We start from the raw sequence: 16186 nt of genomic DNA, 5'->3' as shown, positions 1-16186 counted from the left end.
ACTCCTTATTTAGTGAAAAGTGGGGTGTGTAACACTGTGCTGATTAAGCGCGTGTTGTAGTTGCTTATGAGTTTCAGGGTTGGGGCCATAGAGCTTGGCGAAGTGCATCAGTTGCGCATAGGTTTTATCACTATGGATCGCGCCAATGTGCATGACACTTGGATCAGAGTGCTGACGCAACGCCAGCATATTGGCATGCACTTGAGTAAGCGTGTGTGCAGCGCCATTTAGGTTACCAAGGCGAATGTAAGTATCTGCGAGGTTATGGGCGGCCACTACCATAGCAGGGCTACATTGCGCCAATGCTTGGCAACGCACACCCTCATCTTTTAACGTTAAAAATTGCGCCATCAAGCGATAGCTAAGTTGGTAAGCAACAGTGTATTTATCTCTGGCGAGGTGCCACTGCTTAGCGTTGAATGCGTGATTACCGGCTTGAATATCGACTTGCCAAGGGGTGAGTGCGGATTGCACCCAAGGCAAGTCAGTTAATGGAGATTGGCTCATACTGATTTACATTCACGTCACTGTGGATCATATCACTACCTTAAACACAGATAAACGTTAATGCAAATCATTTTTATTTATGAGGTTGATTTACTAACCTCATTGCGCAAACTGGTGCAGCTGCTCACCATCTAAGCGATAGATAATCCACTCACTTTGTGCTTGCGCGCCGATACTCTCATAGAAGTCAATCGCTGGCTTGTTCCAATCGAGCACCACCCACTCAAAACGGCCACAGTCTTTTTCAATCGCGCGACGGGCAAGAAATTGCATCAATGCCTTGCCTGCACCTCGACCTCGCTTATCTTCGCTAACATATAAGTCCTCAAGGTACAGGCCATTGCGGCCCAACCAAGTAGAATAATTGAAAAAGTACACTGCAAAGCCGATTGGCTCAGCATCAGGCGCCTCACTATCAAAGCAAATCACACTATGGGCGGTCGCTCCTTCACCGAACAATGTGCGCTCAATGTCCTGCTCCGTGGCAGTAACCGCGTCCGGCTCTTTCTCATAAATAGCGAGTTGATTGATAAAATGATAGATAAGCGGCACATCATTGATCACCGCATCGCGGATAAACACTTGACTCATAAAGGTTCCTTGGACTGTGAATACCCTTCCATCATACAAGTGCGAGCCCACCTTGCAAGTTATACACGTGCTCAAAACCTAAGGCTTTTAAGTTACTGATAGCCTGTCCAGAGCGATTCCCTGTACGACAGATCAATACATAGTGTTTACTTTTGTCCAGCTGTTGCGTCAGCAATGCATTCGCGAGCCGACTAAGAGGGATATTAATAAGCTGTTCTGGCGCTAGCGTAAATAGGCTGCGAATATCCGTTGCTCCGTGTTCATAGGGTTCACGTACATCAAGTACTACAGTACTGTCGCTGTGCTCGTGCAGTAACTGCTGCAACTGCTGTGCGCTCAGCTGTGCCCCTCTTGCCTTGACGGGGGCTAGGCTAAAGCCACATAAGGCGCCGCATTGCTCGCCTTGGCGCTGATCTAATTGATCTTTACGCAAAGCAAACTGCTCATGGTCTACCTCCCCTTGTAATAAGGCTGCCAACAGCTCACTGGCTTGGCACTGTGCCTGCCAGGTCATGGCAAAGCACTGTTCGTAGTCGTGCGCTGGGCAAATAACCGTGTTTTGTTCAAGTAATCGACTGAGTAATTTCAGCGACTGCGCCATTTGCTCGCAACTGGCATCGTCAAATTGAGTACTGCCCAGGCCTCCCCAAACAAGCAAATCGCCACAGAAACAGGCCTCAATATGCTTGTTTTGAGAAAGTAAATAACTGACACTGTCACTGCTGTGCCCTGGCGTGGTAACACGGCTTAATTGGTGTGAACCAAGAGCAATAGCATCACCATGAGACCACCCAAGCTCGCCACTTGCATCGACTTCTAGGCGCTGCGCCAACAGCGAGCGAGCAGAGTCTTTATCTTGATGTCGGTGAGTTTCTAGTACGGCTTTGACCCGCAGTTGCTGCTGCTTTACTAACCGAGTCAGGCGAGGCACCAATTCAACAATGGGGTCGACTATCACTGCGTCATTATTGTCAGCAACAAATAGCCAGCAACAACTGCCTTGATGGCGCAATTGTGTGAGCCCCAGTGCACAGACCTCTTGCTCTGGCTGATGAGCATCAGAGACAATGAGACAATGATTACTAAGCACTGGTTTTAACGCACAAATACGCTCACAGGCCAAAGCGATATCCGCAGCGCTGGCAGCTGGACCAAAGGACATGCGAATGGCATTTTCGCTTTGCCAGTCGCTGACACCCATGGCATCAAGTACGAAACTGCGCGATGCGCCAGAACTACAGGCTGAGCCACCACTAACGCGGATCCCCGCAGCATCGAACAAATCCATCACCTCTTTTGAGGTCAAGCTATTCACGCAAAAGTTCAGTGTCGTCGGCACCGTTGATGCTAAAGGCGCATTAAAGGTGATATCACCAAAGGTTTGCTCTAAGGCACTAATAAGTTGGTCGCGATATTGATGCAAGGTGCACACAGGTTTGAACACCGCTTGCTTAGAATCTAGCAGTAGTTCAAATAGTTCATACAAACCGGCGATACCGGGTAGGTTCTCTGTTCCTGAGCGCATACCACTTTCTTGACCCCCTCCGGCGATGAATGGGGTATAGGGGCTATTTTCGCGAATATACAAAAAGCCTATTCCCTTAGGTGCGTAGAGTTTATGCCCAGAAAAAGGGGCATAATCAATTGTGGTATCACTTAAGGCCAACGCCTGTTTACCAAGAGCTTGAACGCAGTCGACCATCCAAGACACTTGCGGATTATGCGCTCGGATCACTTTCTCGAGTGCACCTAAGTCTTGATATACGCCGGTTTCATTATTCACCGCCATGGTACATATCATTAATGCTTGGCCCACGTGCTCTGCAATAAATTGGCTATCTAGCAAGCCATCTTTGTCCACCGGAATCGCCAAAACTTTTGCCCCAAGCCCTAATACTTCGTTCCAGTGCTTCAGGGTATTTGGCACGGCCTTGTGCTCAGTCGCCCCATACAGCAATACACTGTGCTCGGTGGCTTTATGACGGTTTGCCAGCAGCGTGGATACCACTGCCGTTTGAATTCCTTCGGTCGCACCTGAGGTGAAAAGAATATCGCCATTTTGCGCACCTATCACCTGGCGTGCCTTATTGCGTGTTTGCTCCAATAAATATTTCGCTTGCACACCAGTTATATGAGAGCTTGAAGGATTTCCAAAACACACTTGCATGGTATGTGACACCACATCGGCAATACACGGCAGCACCGGGGTGGTGGCATTGGCATCAAGATAAACCAGATCTTGGCTAGGCTGGGTGAAGAAACGCTGCGACATAAGACACTATATTACTATTAGCTATAACTTATAACCATTGTACACATAAGCACTCAACGCAGTAAGACTAATTTGTTCGAATAAACCGAGGTTTTATGAGTTTATCGTATAACTCATGCGGCAACAGGGGGAGCTTGTAAAGAGTAAAAGGAGATTGCTGCATTGAAGCAGCAATCTATCGATATTTTTAATCGTTGTTCATTTCCTCGACTAACGCTTTGGGCATGCTTTGATGGGGTTCATCAGCACTGCTAGACCACGCATTAATAAGCGCACGTACCAGTGACGCCAGTGGGATTGCGAAAAAGACCCCCCAAAAACCCCATAGGCCACCAAAAAACAGCACCGCGACGATAATAAAGACCGGATTCAAGTCCACCGCTTCTGAAAAGAGTAAGGGCACCAACACGTTACCATCAAGTGCTTGAATAATGCCGTAGGCCACGAGCACTGACCAAAACTCGCTACCGAGTCCAAACTGAAACAAGGCGACGGCAGCCACAGGAATAGTCACCAACGCCGCACCAATAAAGGGAATAAGAACTGAAAAGCCCACTAACACACCCAGCAGCGCCGCATACCGCAGGTCGAAAATGGTAAACATCACAAACGACACACCACCAACAATCACAATCTCAAACACTTTACCTCGGATATAGTTCATAATTTGCTGGTTCATTTCTATCCACACCTGATGGATTAAACGGCGTTGTTTGGGCAGCAGCGAACTCATGCTTTGGACCAGCTGCGCCTTATCCTTGAGCATGAAAAATATCAGTAGTGGCACTAATATCAAATAAATCAGCCATGCGGCCACATCTTTAAGTGAGGTTAAAGAAAATGACACCAAGGTTTGCCCAAGCTCCACCGCTTTAGACTCAACACTGCTGACCACCGAACGGACCTGTTCGGGCGAAATGAGAGTTGGGTAGTCTATGGGCAAGTGCAACAAATAATGTTTTCCTTGCTCAAGCATGGTTGGCGCCTCTTGAACGAGATTACTGGTTTGTTGCCACAACACGGGCCCAATCCCAAATAAGCTGCCAATAACTAACGAGCAAAATAAGGCCATCACCACCACCGTGGCCAAGAGTCGTGATAAACCCAAGCGCTGTAAGCGTGCCACTGGCCAGTCTAAAAGGTACGCCACCACTACTGCGACCAACGCAGGCATCAACAAGTTACCGAAGAAGTAGAGAATGGCAAACGCTGCAACGAGCAACAGCAATAAGGTGACAGAGTGAGGGTCAGAAAACTTTCTTTGATACCACGAACGCACGTATTCGAACACGAATTTAAATCTCCACTATGAGGCGGTAAAACGATGGTTGACGCTGCAACGCATAGCTCAGCCCTTGCTTTTTCAAGTACCGTTCAATATCGGTAAATTCTTGAGTGTTGGTATTCAACAATAATAATAAACGACGATGGTCACCCTGAGCACGCTTTAGCGCGAGTTTAAATTGCACAAACTGCTGCGGACACCGTAACGACCGTAAATCAACTTCCACCATTATATTCACATTACCTTGCTTGGCGCTTAACACTTGTTATCGATGCCAATATGTCGCTGAGATTAAGCGTAAAAAGAAATAGTTAGTAGATGATACCGATTCCTTAATCATACCGTAAAAAAGCTTAAAAGGTTTACGACATTCGTTTATGCTTAATACTATAAGGCGAAAATGAAGGAAGCGTGTCATGGCGACGTCGCATAACAAAGCTAGGCTGCCTGCCAATCCGACCTTAAAGGAAATCAATTGGTATAAAAAACAGCTTAACTGGGGTGAACTGCCGCCTTTTTACCATATGGTGTCACAAAGCCTCAGTGAGTCTGAAAACCTGCTAGAGCACGGGTTTGATACAGCTATCAAGCGCTTACTCGATAAACGAAATTGGAACCTGAAGACACTCGGTGGGCAGGAGGATCATAATGGCATTATCCACTGCGATAACAAGCCGCGTATCGGTTTACATCAAAGCTTTACCGAGCGAGGCTTTGAGCTCAGTGCTTATGCTTATGCTGGCGACGAAAAAATTCGTCATTACGTACGTGATAATGCCAAAATGGAATTCGATGTATGGGATCCGGCAACCATGGAGCATGTGATCCGCATCGGCCAGTTGCACAAATTCATCGCGTTTTTCTTTGATAATGGTGATGACGCCGATAAAGCTCTGATCATTCATGCCCATAAAGTCGTGCATGACACGGTTGAATTGTTACGTCGCGAATTGAACGTTCAAGCCTACAACGGAGTCTCAATAAAAGAGTTCTACAAAATGTGCGAAAAGCACCACAACGCTGGCGGTAGTGAGTTCGCACTGGCTAGGTTGATGGAGCCAGATGATTATAACCACAAGGAATAATATGCCTTTTAAACGTATCTTGTTGTCCTGTGCCTTAGTGAGCACAACGTTTATGCCAGTAAAGGCACAAAATACCTTTGAACTGCCAGATTTAGGCACCTCGGCTTTGCAGGTGCTGCCCATTGAAAAAGAGCGGGCTATTGGCGATGTGATGATGATGCAAATTCGCGGTTCATCGCCGGTCATCGACGACCCCGTGCTTGATGAATACCTCACTACGCTTGGCAATAAGCTTGTCTCCCACGCCGACGATGTGCGTTTTCCATTTTCTTTTTTCTGGATAAATAACAAAGATATTAACGCATTTGCTTTCTATGGCGGGCACGTTGGCGTTCATACCGGGCTAATCGCTCAAGCAGATAACGAGAGTCAATTGGCGTCTGTGCTCGGGCATGAAATTGCGCACGTGACTCAGCGTCACCTGGCAAGGCGTTTACAGCAACAAAAAGATAACTCTGGGGTTACTATTGCCGGGCTGATTGCCGGTATACTAGCGACCGTTGTTGCCCCCGATGCCGGCATGGCCATTATTTCCGGAACCCAGACACAAAGCGCACTGAGCCAACTAAGTCATAGCCGGGGGGCTGAGCAAGAGGCCGATCGAATCGGCATGCGTACCTTATACGAAGCTGGATTTGACCCTCATGCTTCTGGCGAGTTTTTAACAAAACTGGCCGCGCAAATTCGTTACCGCCAAAAGCCGCCGGTATTTATTCTTACCCACCCATTACCACAAAGCCGGATCAGTGATGTCCGCTTGCGTGCACAGCAATATGAAAAGCGTCAATATGGCCAAAGCTTAGAGTTCTACCTTGCGAAAAGCCGCATTCTGGCCCGCTATGGTTATGACTCACAACAAGCGCAAGAGCAGTTTAATAAACTGCTGCGGGAGAACGCCTATGGCGACAAGTCAGCATTGCACTACGGACTGGCGCTGACCTTAATCGACCAGAAAAAATTCGACCAAGCATGGCAATACCTCGCGCCCTTGTTGGAACGCGCCCCGAGTAATCTTTTTTATTTGGATACGCTAACCGATTACTATGTTGGCAAGGGCGAGCCCGACAAAGCCCTTGAGCATTTGCGCCCATTTCATCAATTGCGGCCAAACAACCAAGTTATAACCTTAAACTACGCCCACGCTGCAATTGAAGCCGAGGACTATGCGCTGGCCACTGAACTGTTGCGTAGTTTTACCTTAGAAAAACCAGACCACTTTTTGGCTAAGCAGCTGCTTACCACTACCTATCGACGCCAAGACGACAAAGCAGCCTACCATGAGGCTAATGCGGATTTAATGGCTCAGGTGGGGGCGTATATGAAAGCCGCTGATGAAGTTCAAAAAGCCCTTAATCATATTGAACCGAATGAAGCGATTAAACATAAACGACTGAAAGCATTGTTAGCGCAATACCGGCAAATGCAAAAAGAGCTCGCTCGTTTATAACGCATATGCCCACCTCGGTGGCGCAAATTGAAGCAACAAGGTGTGCGCCTCTATCAACGGGCGCACGTATCTTTTACACTATAGGTATAAATTTATCGGCCCCGCCTGCACTGCCAAGGCCAATATGGTTGTGGCCAGCTCACAGCAATCAAGGGCAAAACATCCGCAAGAGGAAGCTATGTCTATCGTTATTTATCACAATCCACGTTGTTCTAAATCACGCCAAACCTTGGCCCTAATCGAGGAAAAAGGCGTAGAGCCAGAAGTTATCAAGTATTTAGACGATACCCCCAGCGTAGAGCAACTAAACACACTGGTACAACAATTAGGCTTTAGCTCTGCCCGCGAATTAATGCGTACCAAAGAAGACACGTACAAAGAGCTTGATTTAAAAAACCAGCATGACGAACAGGCGCTATTAAATGCCATGCATCACAATCCAAAGCTTATCGAACGTCCTATTGTTGTAAATGGCAATAAAGCCGTTCTTGGACGTCCTCCTGAAAATGTCTTGGAGCTGCTGTAAATGGCACCTATTTTAGTGCTGTACCATTCTCGCGGTGGCAGTGTTCGCGCATTGGCCGAGGAACTTGCCGACAGCATTGAAGCACAAGGCGTTGATACGCTGATACGCTGCGTCAGTGAGGATGGGTCGCACCCTCAAGTAGACTTAGTCGAGCTCAGCCAATGTTCTGCATTGGCTTTTGGCACTCCGACTCGCTTTGGCATGATGGCCTCGCAAGCAAAAGCGATGTGGGAGCAAACCAGCGAGATGTGGCTTAAAGGCGAACTCATTGATAAGCCAGCCTGTGTGTTTACTTCTTCAAGTAGCATGCATGGAGGCAATGAGGCGACCTTGCTTAACCTGGCCACGCCGCTCCTGCACCATGGCATGTTATTGGTGGGGGTGCCTTATGACGTTCCGGCATTGAGTAGCACCACCTCAGGGGGCGCGCCTTACGGGGCAAGCCATGTATCTGGGGCGCACAATAACGCTCAATTGAGCAACGATGAAAAACAGATATGCCAAGCTCTGGGCAAGCGCTTAGCAACGTTAACGAGAAAGCTTAATGACTGATATTGCAAAAAAACCGATCACTAAACGCTACCAACTTTTGGCGTTGACCGGCTACATTGGCCTGCTAATTCTAATGCCGCTGTGGATGTTTGTCTTGGTACCACGCACTGACTATTCACTGGCATTTACGTTTGGTTTGTATATTCTGCCGTTGTTACTGCCATTGAAAGGCATTATTCAAGACAAACCTTACACCTATGCTTGGGCCAACTTTGTGGTCATGATTTATTTTATTCATGGTTTTACCTTGTTGTGGGTCAGCCCCGACGAGCGCCTTTGGGTCATTCTTGAGTTAATACTCTCAAGCATGATGTTTGTAGGTTGTACTTACTATGCCCGACATCGCGGTCAAGAATTGGGACTAAAAGTAGGTAAGCTTAAAGATGACCTAGCCCAGGAGAAGGCCGCACAAGAATATCATCGCCAAAACCACCACAAAGATAGTTAGTAAGCTCGCAAACATGCCAGAGCACTGCGCTTCGGCATGTTTGCATAATAACGACCTAAAAGTGCCTCTACCCCGCCAGCTGGCTTAAAAACGCCAAGGCAACGACCGATAACAGGCCTAATTGGGCCACCAAGGATAATACCGAGCCCATGCGAATGACCCCTAAACCAAAGGGGTGTTTTAGCTGTGGATACAACGCACAGCGCTTTAAGCTAATAGCAAAAAATATCGCCACCATGGAAAACATCGTCAACGCGATGGTGAGCTCGCTTTTATGCTCAATGCTCTCATCAAAAAAGAAAAACAGCTGCAGCGGTAGCAACATCACCACCAAAGCGTGCAACATATGCACCTTGGCAACACGCATGTACTGCCCCTGTGGTGAAAGCTCTTTAATTCCAAATTCACGTTCCATTAGGCGCACCAGCTCTTTGCGGTTGCGCTCTACGGCGTAACGATAACAACTGAGCCCAGTGTTATTTTTAGCGTGAAAGTTAGCCCCGGCGCGCAACAACAACTTCAAACATGCGCTGTTATCGGCTGCCACAGCATAGTGCAAAGCAGTATTGCCCTGCTCATCTTTAGCATCCATCGAGGCATCGCCGAGGATGGCTTCAAGCACCGCTACAAAGCCTTTCTCAGCGGCCAGCATCAGTGCGCTTTGTCCTTGCTCGTTATATTCGCTGCCTTTCGCACCTTGCTCAACAAAGCGCATAGCCAAGCTTTGTTTAGCATGCTCACTTTGTAAGTGTGCCAATAGCGCTTGCTCGAGCAGATGCTGCAAATTATCGTCGGTCGATAAATGCTGCAATAAGGTGAAGAAGTCTTTACCTTGCACCAATTCGGCTTTGGCGGCATCGAGCACGGTGTCTTTATCCGCTGCGCACTGTGGTAAAAACGCTGAGAACTTAGCTCGAAAGTCTACTTCCTGCCAGACCAGCATAATGTCCGCACTGGAGAGCAGCGCGCCGCGAGCTAGCAACTGCTCCAACAGCGAAAAATAGCGCTGTTCAAATAACAATTGCGCCAATGACATCGGCGACTCTAGTGCCAATTGGGCATTTACATCGGCATATTGGCTCAAACGTTCAAGCAAAAACTCGCTTATTTGCTCGTTGGTGTATTCATTATTTAGAAAATACTCTCGTGCGGCATTAATATATTGATGGGCCTGCTCATCAAAGTCACTGATATGCTGGAAAGTACACTCGTCAAATGGGTCTCTTGGCGCCAACCATACCAGGTAATAAATAGGCGGTAACACCGTGGTGCTGACATTGTCTTCGATTTTAGTACTACACGCCGGCCACGCCTCAAGGGCGTCTAAAATAAATGCGCCGTTTTGCTCAATAAGCCCCTTGAGTAATAACGGATAGTGTTCAGGCCAAATTAGTACCTTTTCCATTGCTTGGGAAAACTCCACTAAATGTTTGTTAATGTTGCATGGCAACGGTGGTGTCAGTTATAAAGGGCACAGCCTTACCCTTCACTTAATACATGAGCGAACAGTGCAATGCAAACTTGGCAAGTTATTCTAATTATCGTCGCCGTTTTTGGCTTCGTCGGGAGCAATATAGCGCTGCTCAAATACTCCGCCAAACTGGATATGAAACGCCTAAATCAAGACCCTGTTGAGAAAGCGAGACAGCGCCTGAAAGAAAAGCAGCGCAGTGCCCAAGATGAGCACTGCGACAAAGACTAAGCCACTAGCCAGTTTGCCATTAGCGTGATCACCGGTAAGGTGATCAGCGTTCGCAATATAAAAATAATAAATAGCTCAACTATATTTACCGGTATTTTACTACCCAATAGTAAGGCCCCCACCTCTGACATGTAAATCAGCTGCGTGACACTCATGGCGGCTATGATAAAACGCGTCACTTCACTGTCAATATTCGATGCCGCTAGAATCGACGGTATAAACATATCAGCAAAGCCAACAACGATGGTTTCCGATGCTTTGACGGCCTCGGGGATCCCTAATAACTCAAGGTAAGGAATAAAAGGCTTACCTAGCCACGTAAAGACCGGGGTGTATTCAGAAATGATCAAAGCAAACGTACCCACCGCCATCACCACAGGCAACACGGCAAAAACCATGTCTAATGCGTTGTGCACACCTTCTTGTACCGTGCCCTTAACCCCTTTGGCATGGCGCGCCTTGTGCAGGGCCATATCCAAAGACTGACGCCAAAGATTTTTCTGCGCCGAGTGCGACTCATCATCTTGATTTTTAGTACTGCCGTCCACGTAGGTGTTCTTTTTCAAGCTCAGTGGTGGAATACGTGGGAGAATAAGCGCACATACCACACCAGCGACACATACCGTCAGGTAAAACGGCGCAAATAAGTGCTCTAATCGTACCTGCCCAATCACCACAAAACAAAAGGTAATCGACACTGCTGAGAACGTAGTGCCAATAATAGCTGCTTCACGCTGGGTGTAATGCTTGTCTTCGTATTGGCGCGCAGTCATCAAAATACCGACACTGCCATCCCCTAACCAGGATGCCGCACAGTTTACCGCGCTGCGCCCTGGCACGCCAAAGAGCGGCTGCATAATTTTCGTAAACAGCGTGCCCACCAATTCTAATAACCCAAAATTAAGTAACAACGGCAACAAAAAACCAGCCAAGATAAACACCGTGAGCAATAGCGGCAGCAGCTCATTCATAACAAATGCGCCGGTGTTCTCGGAATGAATCGCCACTGGACCCAATTCAAAATAGGTCATAACAATAAACACCATGCCCAAAAGGCGTACCACCAACCACACGGGCGTCACAACAAACAGATGCCGGATTAATGTGTTATCAAACAACGACCGAGGTTGCACGGTACTCATAAGTAAAGAGAGCAACCCGGTTCCACAGATAATTATTAGCAATAAGGTACTGGCTATTGGCGCTAACCACACACGCAGCATATCCGCCAATATTGCCACAGTGATTTTTATCTCCCCTTCCCAAGGAATAGGCACCATAAACAAAAATACCCCTATCAAAGAGGGGATAATAAAGGTCAGCAAAGTGCTGGCCATTGAACGGGGTTGGCTTGTTGTCATAATCGTTACTTGTTCATTGTTATTATTAGCCCATTTACTGGGCCCTATACATGAAAAAAGGAAAAGAGCACGACACTCTTTTCCTTCATGGCCTGCTTATCAGGCGTTATATTTGAATTCCTCGGGTTCGCAGCGCTTGCACCAACGCTTGTTGCAAATCGTTCATGGTGCCGGGTTGCAACACTTCACCCTCTTTATCCATCCAGGTAATGCTGGTGCCACCCTCGCGCGTAGTGCTCATCAAAATTTGATACTGCCCATCTTCAAGCGGTAGCTGCATGGCTTCCTCGCCCCAGATAGAATCCCAAACGCTGGCTTCTGGCTTGGTGTAATCTGCAATGATTCGCCCTGAATCTACATCCACCTCAACAATGGTGAATTGCAACCGCTCCAAGAAACCTGCAAAGCGTTCAAACACGACATTGTAAGCTTGCTCTGTGACCAGTGCCGCATTGCCTTTGTTGTCAAAACCCATATCCAGAGAAATGATCCCTTGGCGCTGGCGCAGCTCTACTTTCAATTGACGATAGCGATAATCAAACTCCGAAATGACCGCGTTGAGCGCGCGGGTTTCAAGACGCTGTTGTAATAGTGGCGTCAGGGGCACATCGTCTGAGCGATAGTCCACCATTTCTGCGCGCAAAGCGGCAGTGCGCTGATGGTCTTTCTCCTCGATGATGAACTTGTAACGCTGCTCAGCGACTATCTCGTCATCCCATAACCACCCTTCTTCAACTCGCACGATTGAAAACCAATCGGTTTCCACGGTGCCGATTAACTTATCCGCACTTACTGCTCGCGTGTTGTAGTCAGATAAAACGCCCTCAATTGCGTGCCAAATAAATTCATCAAGATCTTCGATGCCTTCGTTTTTGTCAAAATATACACGGGCCAGCTTTTCGTTTTCATCCAGCCAACTGCCCTCAGCAAGAGGCATTATTTGCATTGGTGGCTTTGTTGCTTTTGCTTGTTCGCTATTATCGTAACGGGCAACATCCATTTTATAGGTTGGGTCTTGGCGCGGTGCATCAAGCCCTTCAGGGGCCACCACCGGTTCATTGGTACGGTAATTACGTGGATGATGTGCTTCGCTGGTAAAAATACCGCATCCGCTTAAACTGACTAAGGCACTTAACATCAATGCTTTAGGGATCCAATACTGCACGTTGTCTATCTCCTATGCTCACCTTTTTTTATTCTACGGACTTTGAGTCGGTGAGACGTAATTGGTTCAGTGTCAGGTTAAAACTTGGTGCACTTACAACTGATCCATTGACCATTGCAAGCGGTATTAAGCAGAGTATCGACACTCGCCACCGCCCATCTAAATCAGCGGTATGGCAAAAATTTTCACTATGGTACTTTTACATTGCTGTAAAAACAAGAAAGACGCCGTGCAAATGCGAATAAACTCGGTCACGGCTAAAAGTTGCGCGTAACACCGCTGGTTGTGCTAAACTGCGCGGCCATCTAAAGGTTTTCGTTTTCTCTTAGCAAGGGTCGAACAACATGGCTGAATTAGCCAAACAACAACTAGTGATCACCGCCATAGGTGAAGATCAACCCGGTGTAGTCAGCGCACTAACGCAATTAGTCAGTGACTGTAACTGTAATATCACCGATAGCCGAATCGCTATTTTAGGCAATGAGCTTACTTTCATTATGTTGCTGTGCGGCGACATGGCGGCCATCAGTCGCGTAGAGCATACCCTGCCAGCCACGGGCATGGAGCTGGGCTTATTAACAATGATGAAGCGCACTTCAAGTCATAATGCAGAGCAATATGGTGGCGGTTACAACCTCGAATATCACGGCGTTGATACCCCAGGTACGCTGAGCCAAGTAACAGGCTATTTTGCCGAGTACGGTATTAGCATCTGTTCATTAAAATCAGACACCTTCGATAAAGAAGAACAGGCATACATGCGCTGCGAGCTTGAATTTAACGTACCGCAAGAATTAGATATAGACGCGTTTAAAGTATCATTTGAGGCGTTATCGCAACGCCTTGAAATTGATTACATTTTCAGACGAATAAGATAAGGAATCACTATGAATACCTTACAAGCAGGCGATAAAGCCCCTCTTTTCAACCTTCAAGACCAAGACGGTAACTCTGTCAGCTTAGAAGCACTCTTAAAAGAGCACCAGGTGTTAGTTTATTTTTACCCGAAAGCGCTTACTCCTGGGTGTACTGTGCAAGCCGAGCAATTGCGCGATCACAAAGCGGCTCTTAGCGAGCACAATACGGTTGCTGTCGGGATCAGCCCCGATCCGGTTAAAAAGCTGAAAAACTTTGAAACAAAAAAAGAGCTAAACTTCCAGTTGCTTAGCGATGAAGACCACAAAGTTGCCGAGGATTTCGGGGTGTGGGGCTTGAAAAAGTTTATGGGCAAAGAATACGACGGCATCCATCGTATTAGCTTCCTTATTGGCCAAGATGGCAATATCAAACACGTATTCAACAAGTTTAAAACTAAAGAACACCACCAAGTGGTGCTCGATTATTTGCAAGAGCATAACGCGTAACGCAAAAAGCCCACGGTATGTGGGCTTTTTCATAACCTCAGTATGCTGCAGCACTAAGCTCGTGAGCGAAGTTAATTAATACCAATGTATTTATGGACTTGTACTGATAAACGCCAGTTTTTCTGAATGCAGGTATCAATCGCCAGCTTGGTAGCTTTCGCTTTTTGGCTAATTGGCTGTAGGTACACAAGCTTAGGTGCCACACCTGTTTGCGCAAATAGGGCCTCGAGCTCATCCACGTGTTTTTGCATCGCTACTGGGTGCTTAATTTCATCGGCGCGTTGCATGGCACTGGCCAGCACATCATATCCACCACGCATATTAATTTTCGGCGACACTGTCACCCAAGTTTGCGCCGGGGCCTTTATGGCAAAAGTACCGCTGGTTTCTATTTGCGTGGAATACCCATGTTCATGTAATAGTTCACACAGTGGGTTTAAATCAAACAAGCAAGGCTCGCCGCCAGTGATCACGACATGTTTGGCAAGATAACCGCGCTGTTGAAATAACGCGAGTACGTCTTCGGCGCTGGCATGGGCCCAATGTTGAGAATCCGCTTTTTTCTCCACTGTTTGCTCAAGGCTTACAACGTAGCTATCACTTGCATCCCATGTCTGTTTGGTATCACACCACGCACACCCTACAGGACACCCTTGCAAGCGCACAAAAATAGACGGTGTACCAGTGTAACTGGCTTCCCCTTGGATGGTTTCAAAAATCTCATTAATTTGGTACAAAAAACTTACCTACTGCTCATACTTTACATTAGCGTGTGACATTTACAGCCCCGTATTCGGGAATAATTGTGATCCACTCTCAAACCCTGTAGTATACCGCGCCCGAATGCAAACCTCTATGATAAAAGGCTAGAAGGCACCATGGCAGAAAAAGTTGTAGTTATTTATTCCGGCGGCATGGACTCATTCACTGTGCTGAATAAAGCACGCATGCAGGGGCACGAAGTGTATGCGCTCTCCTTTAACTATGGTCAGCGCCATGTTAAAGAGCTTGAGGTTGCAAAAGCAGTCTGTGAGCGCCTTGGAGTGGATCATAAAATCGTTGATATTTCTGCCATAAATCAATTGATTGGTGGCTCGTCTCTGACCGACGACATCGATGTTCCCGAAGGCCACTATGAAGAAGAAAGCATGAAAAGCACGATAGTGCCGAACCGCAATATGATTTTGTTGTCGCTCGCTGTCGGCTATGCTGTCTCACTTAAGGCCAATAAAGTCTACTATGGCGCTCACTCGGGCGATCATGCCATTTATCCAGATTGCCGTCCTGAATTTGTGAAGAAAATGGATGACGTGTGCCGTATTGCTAATTACGACGAAGTCGAAATTGTCTGCCCCTACTTAGATAGCAGTAAGATTGATATTCTCCGTGACGGCTTGGCCATGGATTTGGACTACAGTCAAACATGGACCTGCTACAACGGCCGTGAACAAGCCTGTGGCAAATGCGGTGCTTGCCAAGAGCGCTTAGAAGCGTTTGCGGAAAATAACGCAACGGATCCTCTCCCCTACGAGTCTTAACCCTGCTTGTTGGCCACTGATGATTGTAAAATTGTCAGTGGTCATACTGAATTTTCCCGTTATACTGAACAGTAGATCAAATTAATAGGGAATTATTTCATGTACATAGCGCTGATGTTGGTGGTAGCCGCCCTTGTTATTATCGCCACGGTGATGGTGGTGGATGTTCGTAATAAACAAAAAGCGCTGAACGCACGTGCTGGCCGCGAAAATGAGCAGCTCACAACCATGAGCAAGGAGCTTTCCCAACTCAAAGAACGTGTACAAGTATTAGAAAAAGTTGTGACGGATAAGGGATTTAGCGTCGAACAAGAAATAAATAACCTATAATGCACCCAGTTGT

At 47.2% G+C, this 16186-nt stretch carries 19 protein-coding genes; 10 read left to right on the top strand and 9 right to left on the bottom strand.

Annotated features, from left to right (window positions below; genetic code table 11):
• Positions 1 to 9: 9 nt before the first annotated feature.
• From FIU82_RS15960 to FIU82_RS15940, 5 genes are all read right to left on the bottom strand, one after another.
• Entirely contained in the window at positions 10 to 507 is a 498-nt protein-coding gene (locus FIU82_RS15960; RefSeq protein WP_152441583.1) for a hypothetical protein, read from the bottom strand.
• Positions 508 to 606: 99 nt separating this feature from the next.
• The gene (locus FIU82_RS15955; protein WP_152441582.1) at positions 607 to 1098 is read right to left on the bottom strand and encodes a GNAT family N-acetyltransferase; all 492 of its coding nucleotides are present in this window, start codon (positions 1096 to 1098) and stop codon (positions 607 to 609) included.
• Between the two features lie 31 nt (positions 1099 to 1129).
• Positions 1130 to 3370: an aminotransferase class V-fold PLP-dependent enzyme gene (locus tag FIU82_RS15950; protein ID WP_152441581.1), complete on the bottom strand. Its 2241-nt coding sequence runs from the start codon at positions 3368 to 3370 to the stop codon at positions 1130 to 1132.
• Between the two features lie 187 nt (positions 3371 to 3557).
• Entirely contained in the window at positions 3558 to 4661 is a 1104-nt protein-coding gene (locus FIU82_RS15945; RefSeq protein ID WP_152441580.1) for an AI-2E family transporter, read from the bottom strand.
• 4 nt (positions 4662 to 4665) lie between these two features.
• Positions 4666 to 4884 (bottom strand): sulfurtransferase TusA family protein, encoded by a 219-nt coding sequence (locus tag FIU82_RS15940; RefSeq protein WP_026111040.1) that lies wholly within the window; start codon positions 4882 to 4884, stop codon positions 4666 to 4668.
• A 187-nt stretch (positions 4885 to 5071) separates the two neighbouring features.
• On the opposite strand from FIU82_RS15940, the gene FIU82_RS15935 reads away from it, so the two are divergent.
• The 5 genes from FIU82_RS15935 to FIU82_RS15915 all read left to right on the top strand — a co-directional run bounded on the left by FIU82_RS15935 (position 5072) and on the right by FIU82_RS15915 (position 8713).
• Positions 5072 to 5740, top strand: a complete 669-nt coding sequence (locus tag FIU82_RS15935; protein ID WP_152441579.1) for a hypothetical protein — start codon at positions 5072 to 5074, stop codon at positions 5738 to 5740.
• Position 5741: 1 nt separating this feature from the next.
• Positions 5742 to 7187, top strand: a complete 1446-nt coding sequence (locus FIU82_RS15930) for a M48 family metalloprotease (protein ID WP_138548334.1) — start codon at positions 5742 to 5744, stop codon at positions 7185 to 7187.
• 178 nt (positions 7188 to 7365) lie between these two features.
• Positions 7366 to 7713 carry an arsenate reductase (glutaredoxin) gene (arsC, locus tag FIU82_RS15925; RefSeq protein WP_045979065.1) on the top strand — a complete coding sequence of 116 codons (348 nt, stop codon included), beginning with the start codon at positions 7366 to 7368 and terminating at the stop codon, positions 7711 to 7713.
• Positions 7714 to 8265, top strand: a complete 552-nt coding sequence (wrbA, locus tag FIU82_RS15920) for an NAD(P)H:quinone oxidoreductase (RefSeq protein ID WP_022944483.1) — start codon at positions 7714 to 7716, stop codon at positions 8263 to 8265.
• Positions 8258 to 8713, top strand: a complete 456-nt coding sequence (locus FIU82_RS15915; RefSeq protein ID WP_045978995.1) for a DUF2069 domain-containing protein — start codon at positions 8258 to 8260, stop codon at positions 8711 to 8713. The genes wrbA and FIU82_RS15915 overlap by 8 nt, the downstream gene beginning before the upstream one ends.
• 67 nt (positions 8714 to 8780) lie before the next feature.
• On the opposite strand, the gene FIU82_RS15910 is transcribed toward FIU82_RS15915, so the two are convergent.
• Positions 8781 to 10118 carry an ankyrin repeat domain-containing protein gene (locus FIU82_RS15910; protein ID WP_152441578.1) on the bottom strand — a complete coding sequence of 446 codons (1338 nt, stop codon included), beginning with the start codon at positions 10116 to 10118 and terminating at the stop codon, positions 8781 to 8783.
• Between the two features lie 108 nt (positions 10119 to 10226).
• Between FIU82_RS15910 and FIU82_RS15905 the strand changes: the two genes are divergently transcribed.
• Complete coding sequence (locus FIU82_RS15905) at positions 10227 to 10415, top strand: DUF2897 family protein (protein ID WP_022944486.1); 189 nt, start codon at positions 10227 to 10229, stop codon at positions 10413 to 10415.
• Here FIU82_RS15905 and FIU82_RS15900 read toward each other — a convergent pair.
• Positions 10412 to 11776, bottom strand: a complete 1365-nt coding sequence (locus FIU82_RS15900) for a YjiH family protein (protein WP_152441577.1) — start codon at positions 11774 to 11776, stop codon at positions 10412 to 10414. The two genes, FIU82_RS15905 and FIU82_RS15900, sit on opposite strands and share 4 nt — an antisense overlap.
• Before the next feature lie 106 nt (positions 11777 to 11882).
• Entirely contained in the window at positions 11883 to 12941 is a 1059-nt protein-coding gene (gene bamC / locus FIU82_RS15895; protein WP_022944488.1) for an outer membrane protein assembly factor BamC, read from the bottom strand.
• 344 nt (positions 12942 to 13285) lie between these two features.
• On the opposite strand from bamC, the gene FIU82_RS15890 reads away from it, so the two are divergent.
• Complete coding sequence (locus FIU82_RS15890; RefSeq protein ID WP_045978992.1) at positions 13286 to 13819, top strand: glycine cleavage system protein R; 534 nt, start codon at positions 13286 to 13288, stop codon at positions 13817 to 13819.
• A gap of 9 nt (positions 13820 to 13828) precedes the next feature.
• Entirely contained in the window at positions 13829 to 14305 is a 477-nt protein-coding gene (gene bcp, locus FIU82_RS15885; RefSeq protein ID WP_151174049.1) for a thioredoxin-dependent thiol peroxidase, read from the top strand.
• A 71-nt stretch (positions 14306 to 14376) separates the two neighbouring features.
• Here the strand turns inward: bcp and queE are convergent, their stop codons facing one another.
• Positions 14377 to 15042: a 7-carboxy-7-deazaguanine synthase QueE gene (queE, locus tag FIU82_RS15880; RefSeq protein ID WP_022944491.1), complete on the bottom strand. Its 666-nt coding sequence runs from the start codon at positions 15040 to 15042 to the stop codon at positions 14377 to 14379.
• Between the two features lie 141 nt (positions 15043 to 15183).
• Here queE and queC point away from each other — a divergent pair, with 141 nt between their 5' ends.
• Positions 15184 to 15843 (top strand): 7-cyano-7-deazaguanine synthase QueC, encoded by a 660-nt coding sequence (gene queC, locus FIU82_RS15875; protein ID WP_022944492.1) that lies wholly within the window; start codon positions 15184 to 15186, stop codon positions 15841 to 15843.
• 99 nt (positions 15844 to 15942) lie between these two features.
• Positions 15943 to 16173: a hypothetical protein gene (locus tag FIU82_RS15870; RefSeq protein ID WP_152441576.1), complete on the top strand. Its 231-nt coding sequence runs from the start codon at positions 15943 to 15945 to the stop codon at positions 16171 to 16173.
• Positions 16174 to 16186 lie beyond the last annotated feature (13 nt).

The sequence above is a fragment of the Pseudoalteromonas sp. THAF3 genome, from assembly GCF_009363775.1.
GTDB lineage: Bacteria > Pseudomonadota > Gammaproteobacteria > Enterobacterales > Alteromonadaceae > Pseudoalteromonas > Pseudoalteromonas ruthenica.
This window is presented reverse-complemented; position numbering and strand designations above follow the sequence as displayed.

Excerpts from the sequence above, each read along its gene's own strand:
- FIU82_RS15960 (WP_152441583.1), bottom strand. The coding sequence starts at position 507 with ATGAGCCAATCTCCATTAACTGACTTGCCTTGGGTGCAATCCGCACTC.
- FIU82_RS15955 (WP_152441582.1), bottom strand. The coding sequence starts at position 1,098 with ATGAGTCAAGTGTTTATCCGCGATGCGGTGATCAATGATGTGCCGCTT.
- FIU82_RS15950 (WP_152441581.1), bottom strand. The coding sequence starts at position 3,370 with ATGTCGCAGCGTTTCTTCACCCAGCCTAGCCAAGATCTGGTTTATCTT.
- FIU82_RS15940 (WP_026111040.1), bottom strand. The coding sequence starts at position 4,884 with ATGGTGGAAGTTGATTTACGGTCGTTACGGTGTCCGCAGCAGTTTGTG.
- FIU82_RS15935 (WP_152441579.1), top strand. The coding sequence starts at position 5,072 with ATGGCGACGTCGCATAACAAAGCTAGGCTGCCTGCCAATCCGACCTTA.
- FIU82_RS15930 (WP_138548334.1), top strand. The coding sequence starts at position 5,742 with ATGCCTTTTAAACGTATCTTGTTGTCCTGTGCCTTAGTGAGCACAACG.
- arsC (WP_045979065.1), top strand. The coding sequence starts at position 7,366 with ATGTCTATCGTTATTTATCACAATCCACGTTGTTCTAAATCACGCCAA.
- wrbA (WP_022944483.1), top strand. The coding sequence starts at position 7,714 with ATGGCACCTATTTTAGTGCTGTACCATTCTCGCGGTGGCAGTGTTCGC.
- FIU82_RS15915 (WP_045978995.1), top strand. The coding sequence starts at position 8,258 with ATGACTGATATTGCAAAAAAACCGATCACTAAACGCTACCAACTTTTG.
- FIU82_RS15910 (WP_152441578.1), bottom strand. The coding sequence starts at position 10,118 with ATGGAAAAGGTACTAATTTGGCCTGAACACTATCCGTTATTACTCAAG.
- FIU82_RS15905 (WP_022944486.1), top strand. The coding sequence starts at position 10,227 with ATGCAAACTTGGCAAGTTATTCTAATTATCGTCGCCGTTTTTGGCTTC.
- FIU82_RS15900 (WP_152441577.1), bottom strand. The coding sequence starts at position 11,776 with ATGACAACAAGCCAACCCCGTTCAATGGCCAGCACTTTGCTGACCTTT.
- FIU82_RS15890 (WP_045978992.1), top strand. The coding sequence starts at position 13,286 with ATGGCTGAATTAGCCAAACAACAACTAGTGATCACCGCCATAGGTGAA.
- bcp (WP_151174049.1), top strand. The coding sequence starts at position 13,829 with ATGAATACCTTACAAGCAGGCGATAAAGCCCCTCTTTTCAACCTTCAA.
- queC (WP_022944492.1), top strand. The coding sequence starts at position 15,184 with ATGGCAGAAAAAGTTGTAGTTATTTATTCCGGCGGCATGGACTCATTC.
- FIU82_RS15870 (WP_152441576.1), top strand. The coding sequence starts at position 15,943 with ATGTACATAGCGCTGATGTTGGTGGTAGCCGCCCTTGTTATTATCGCC.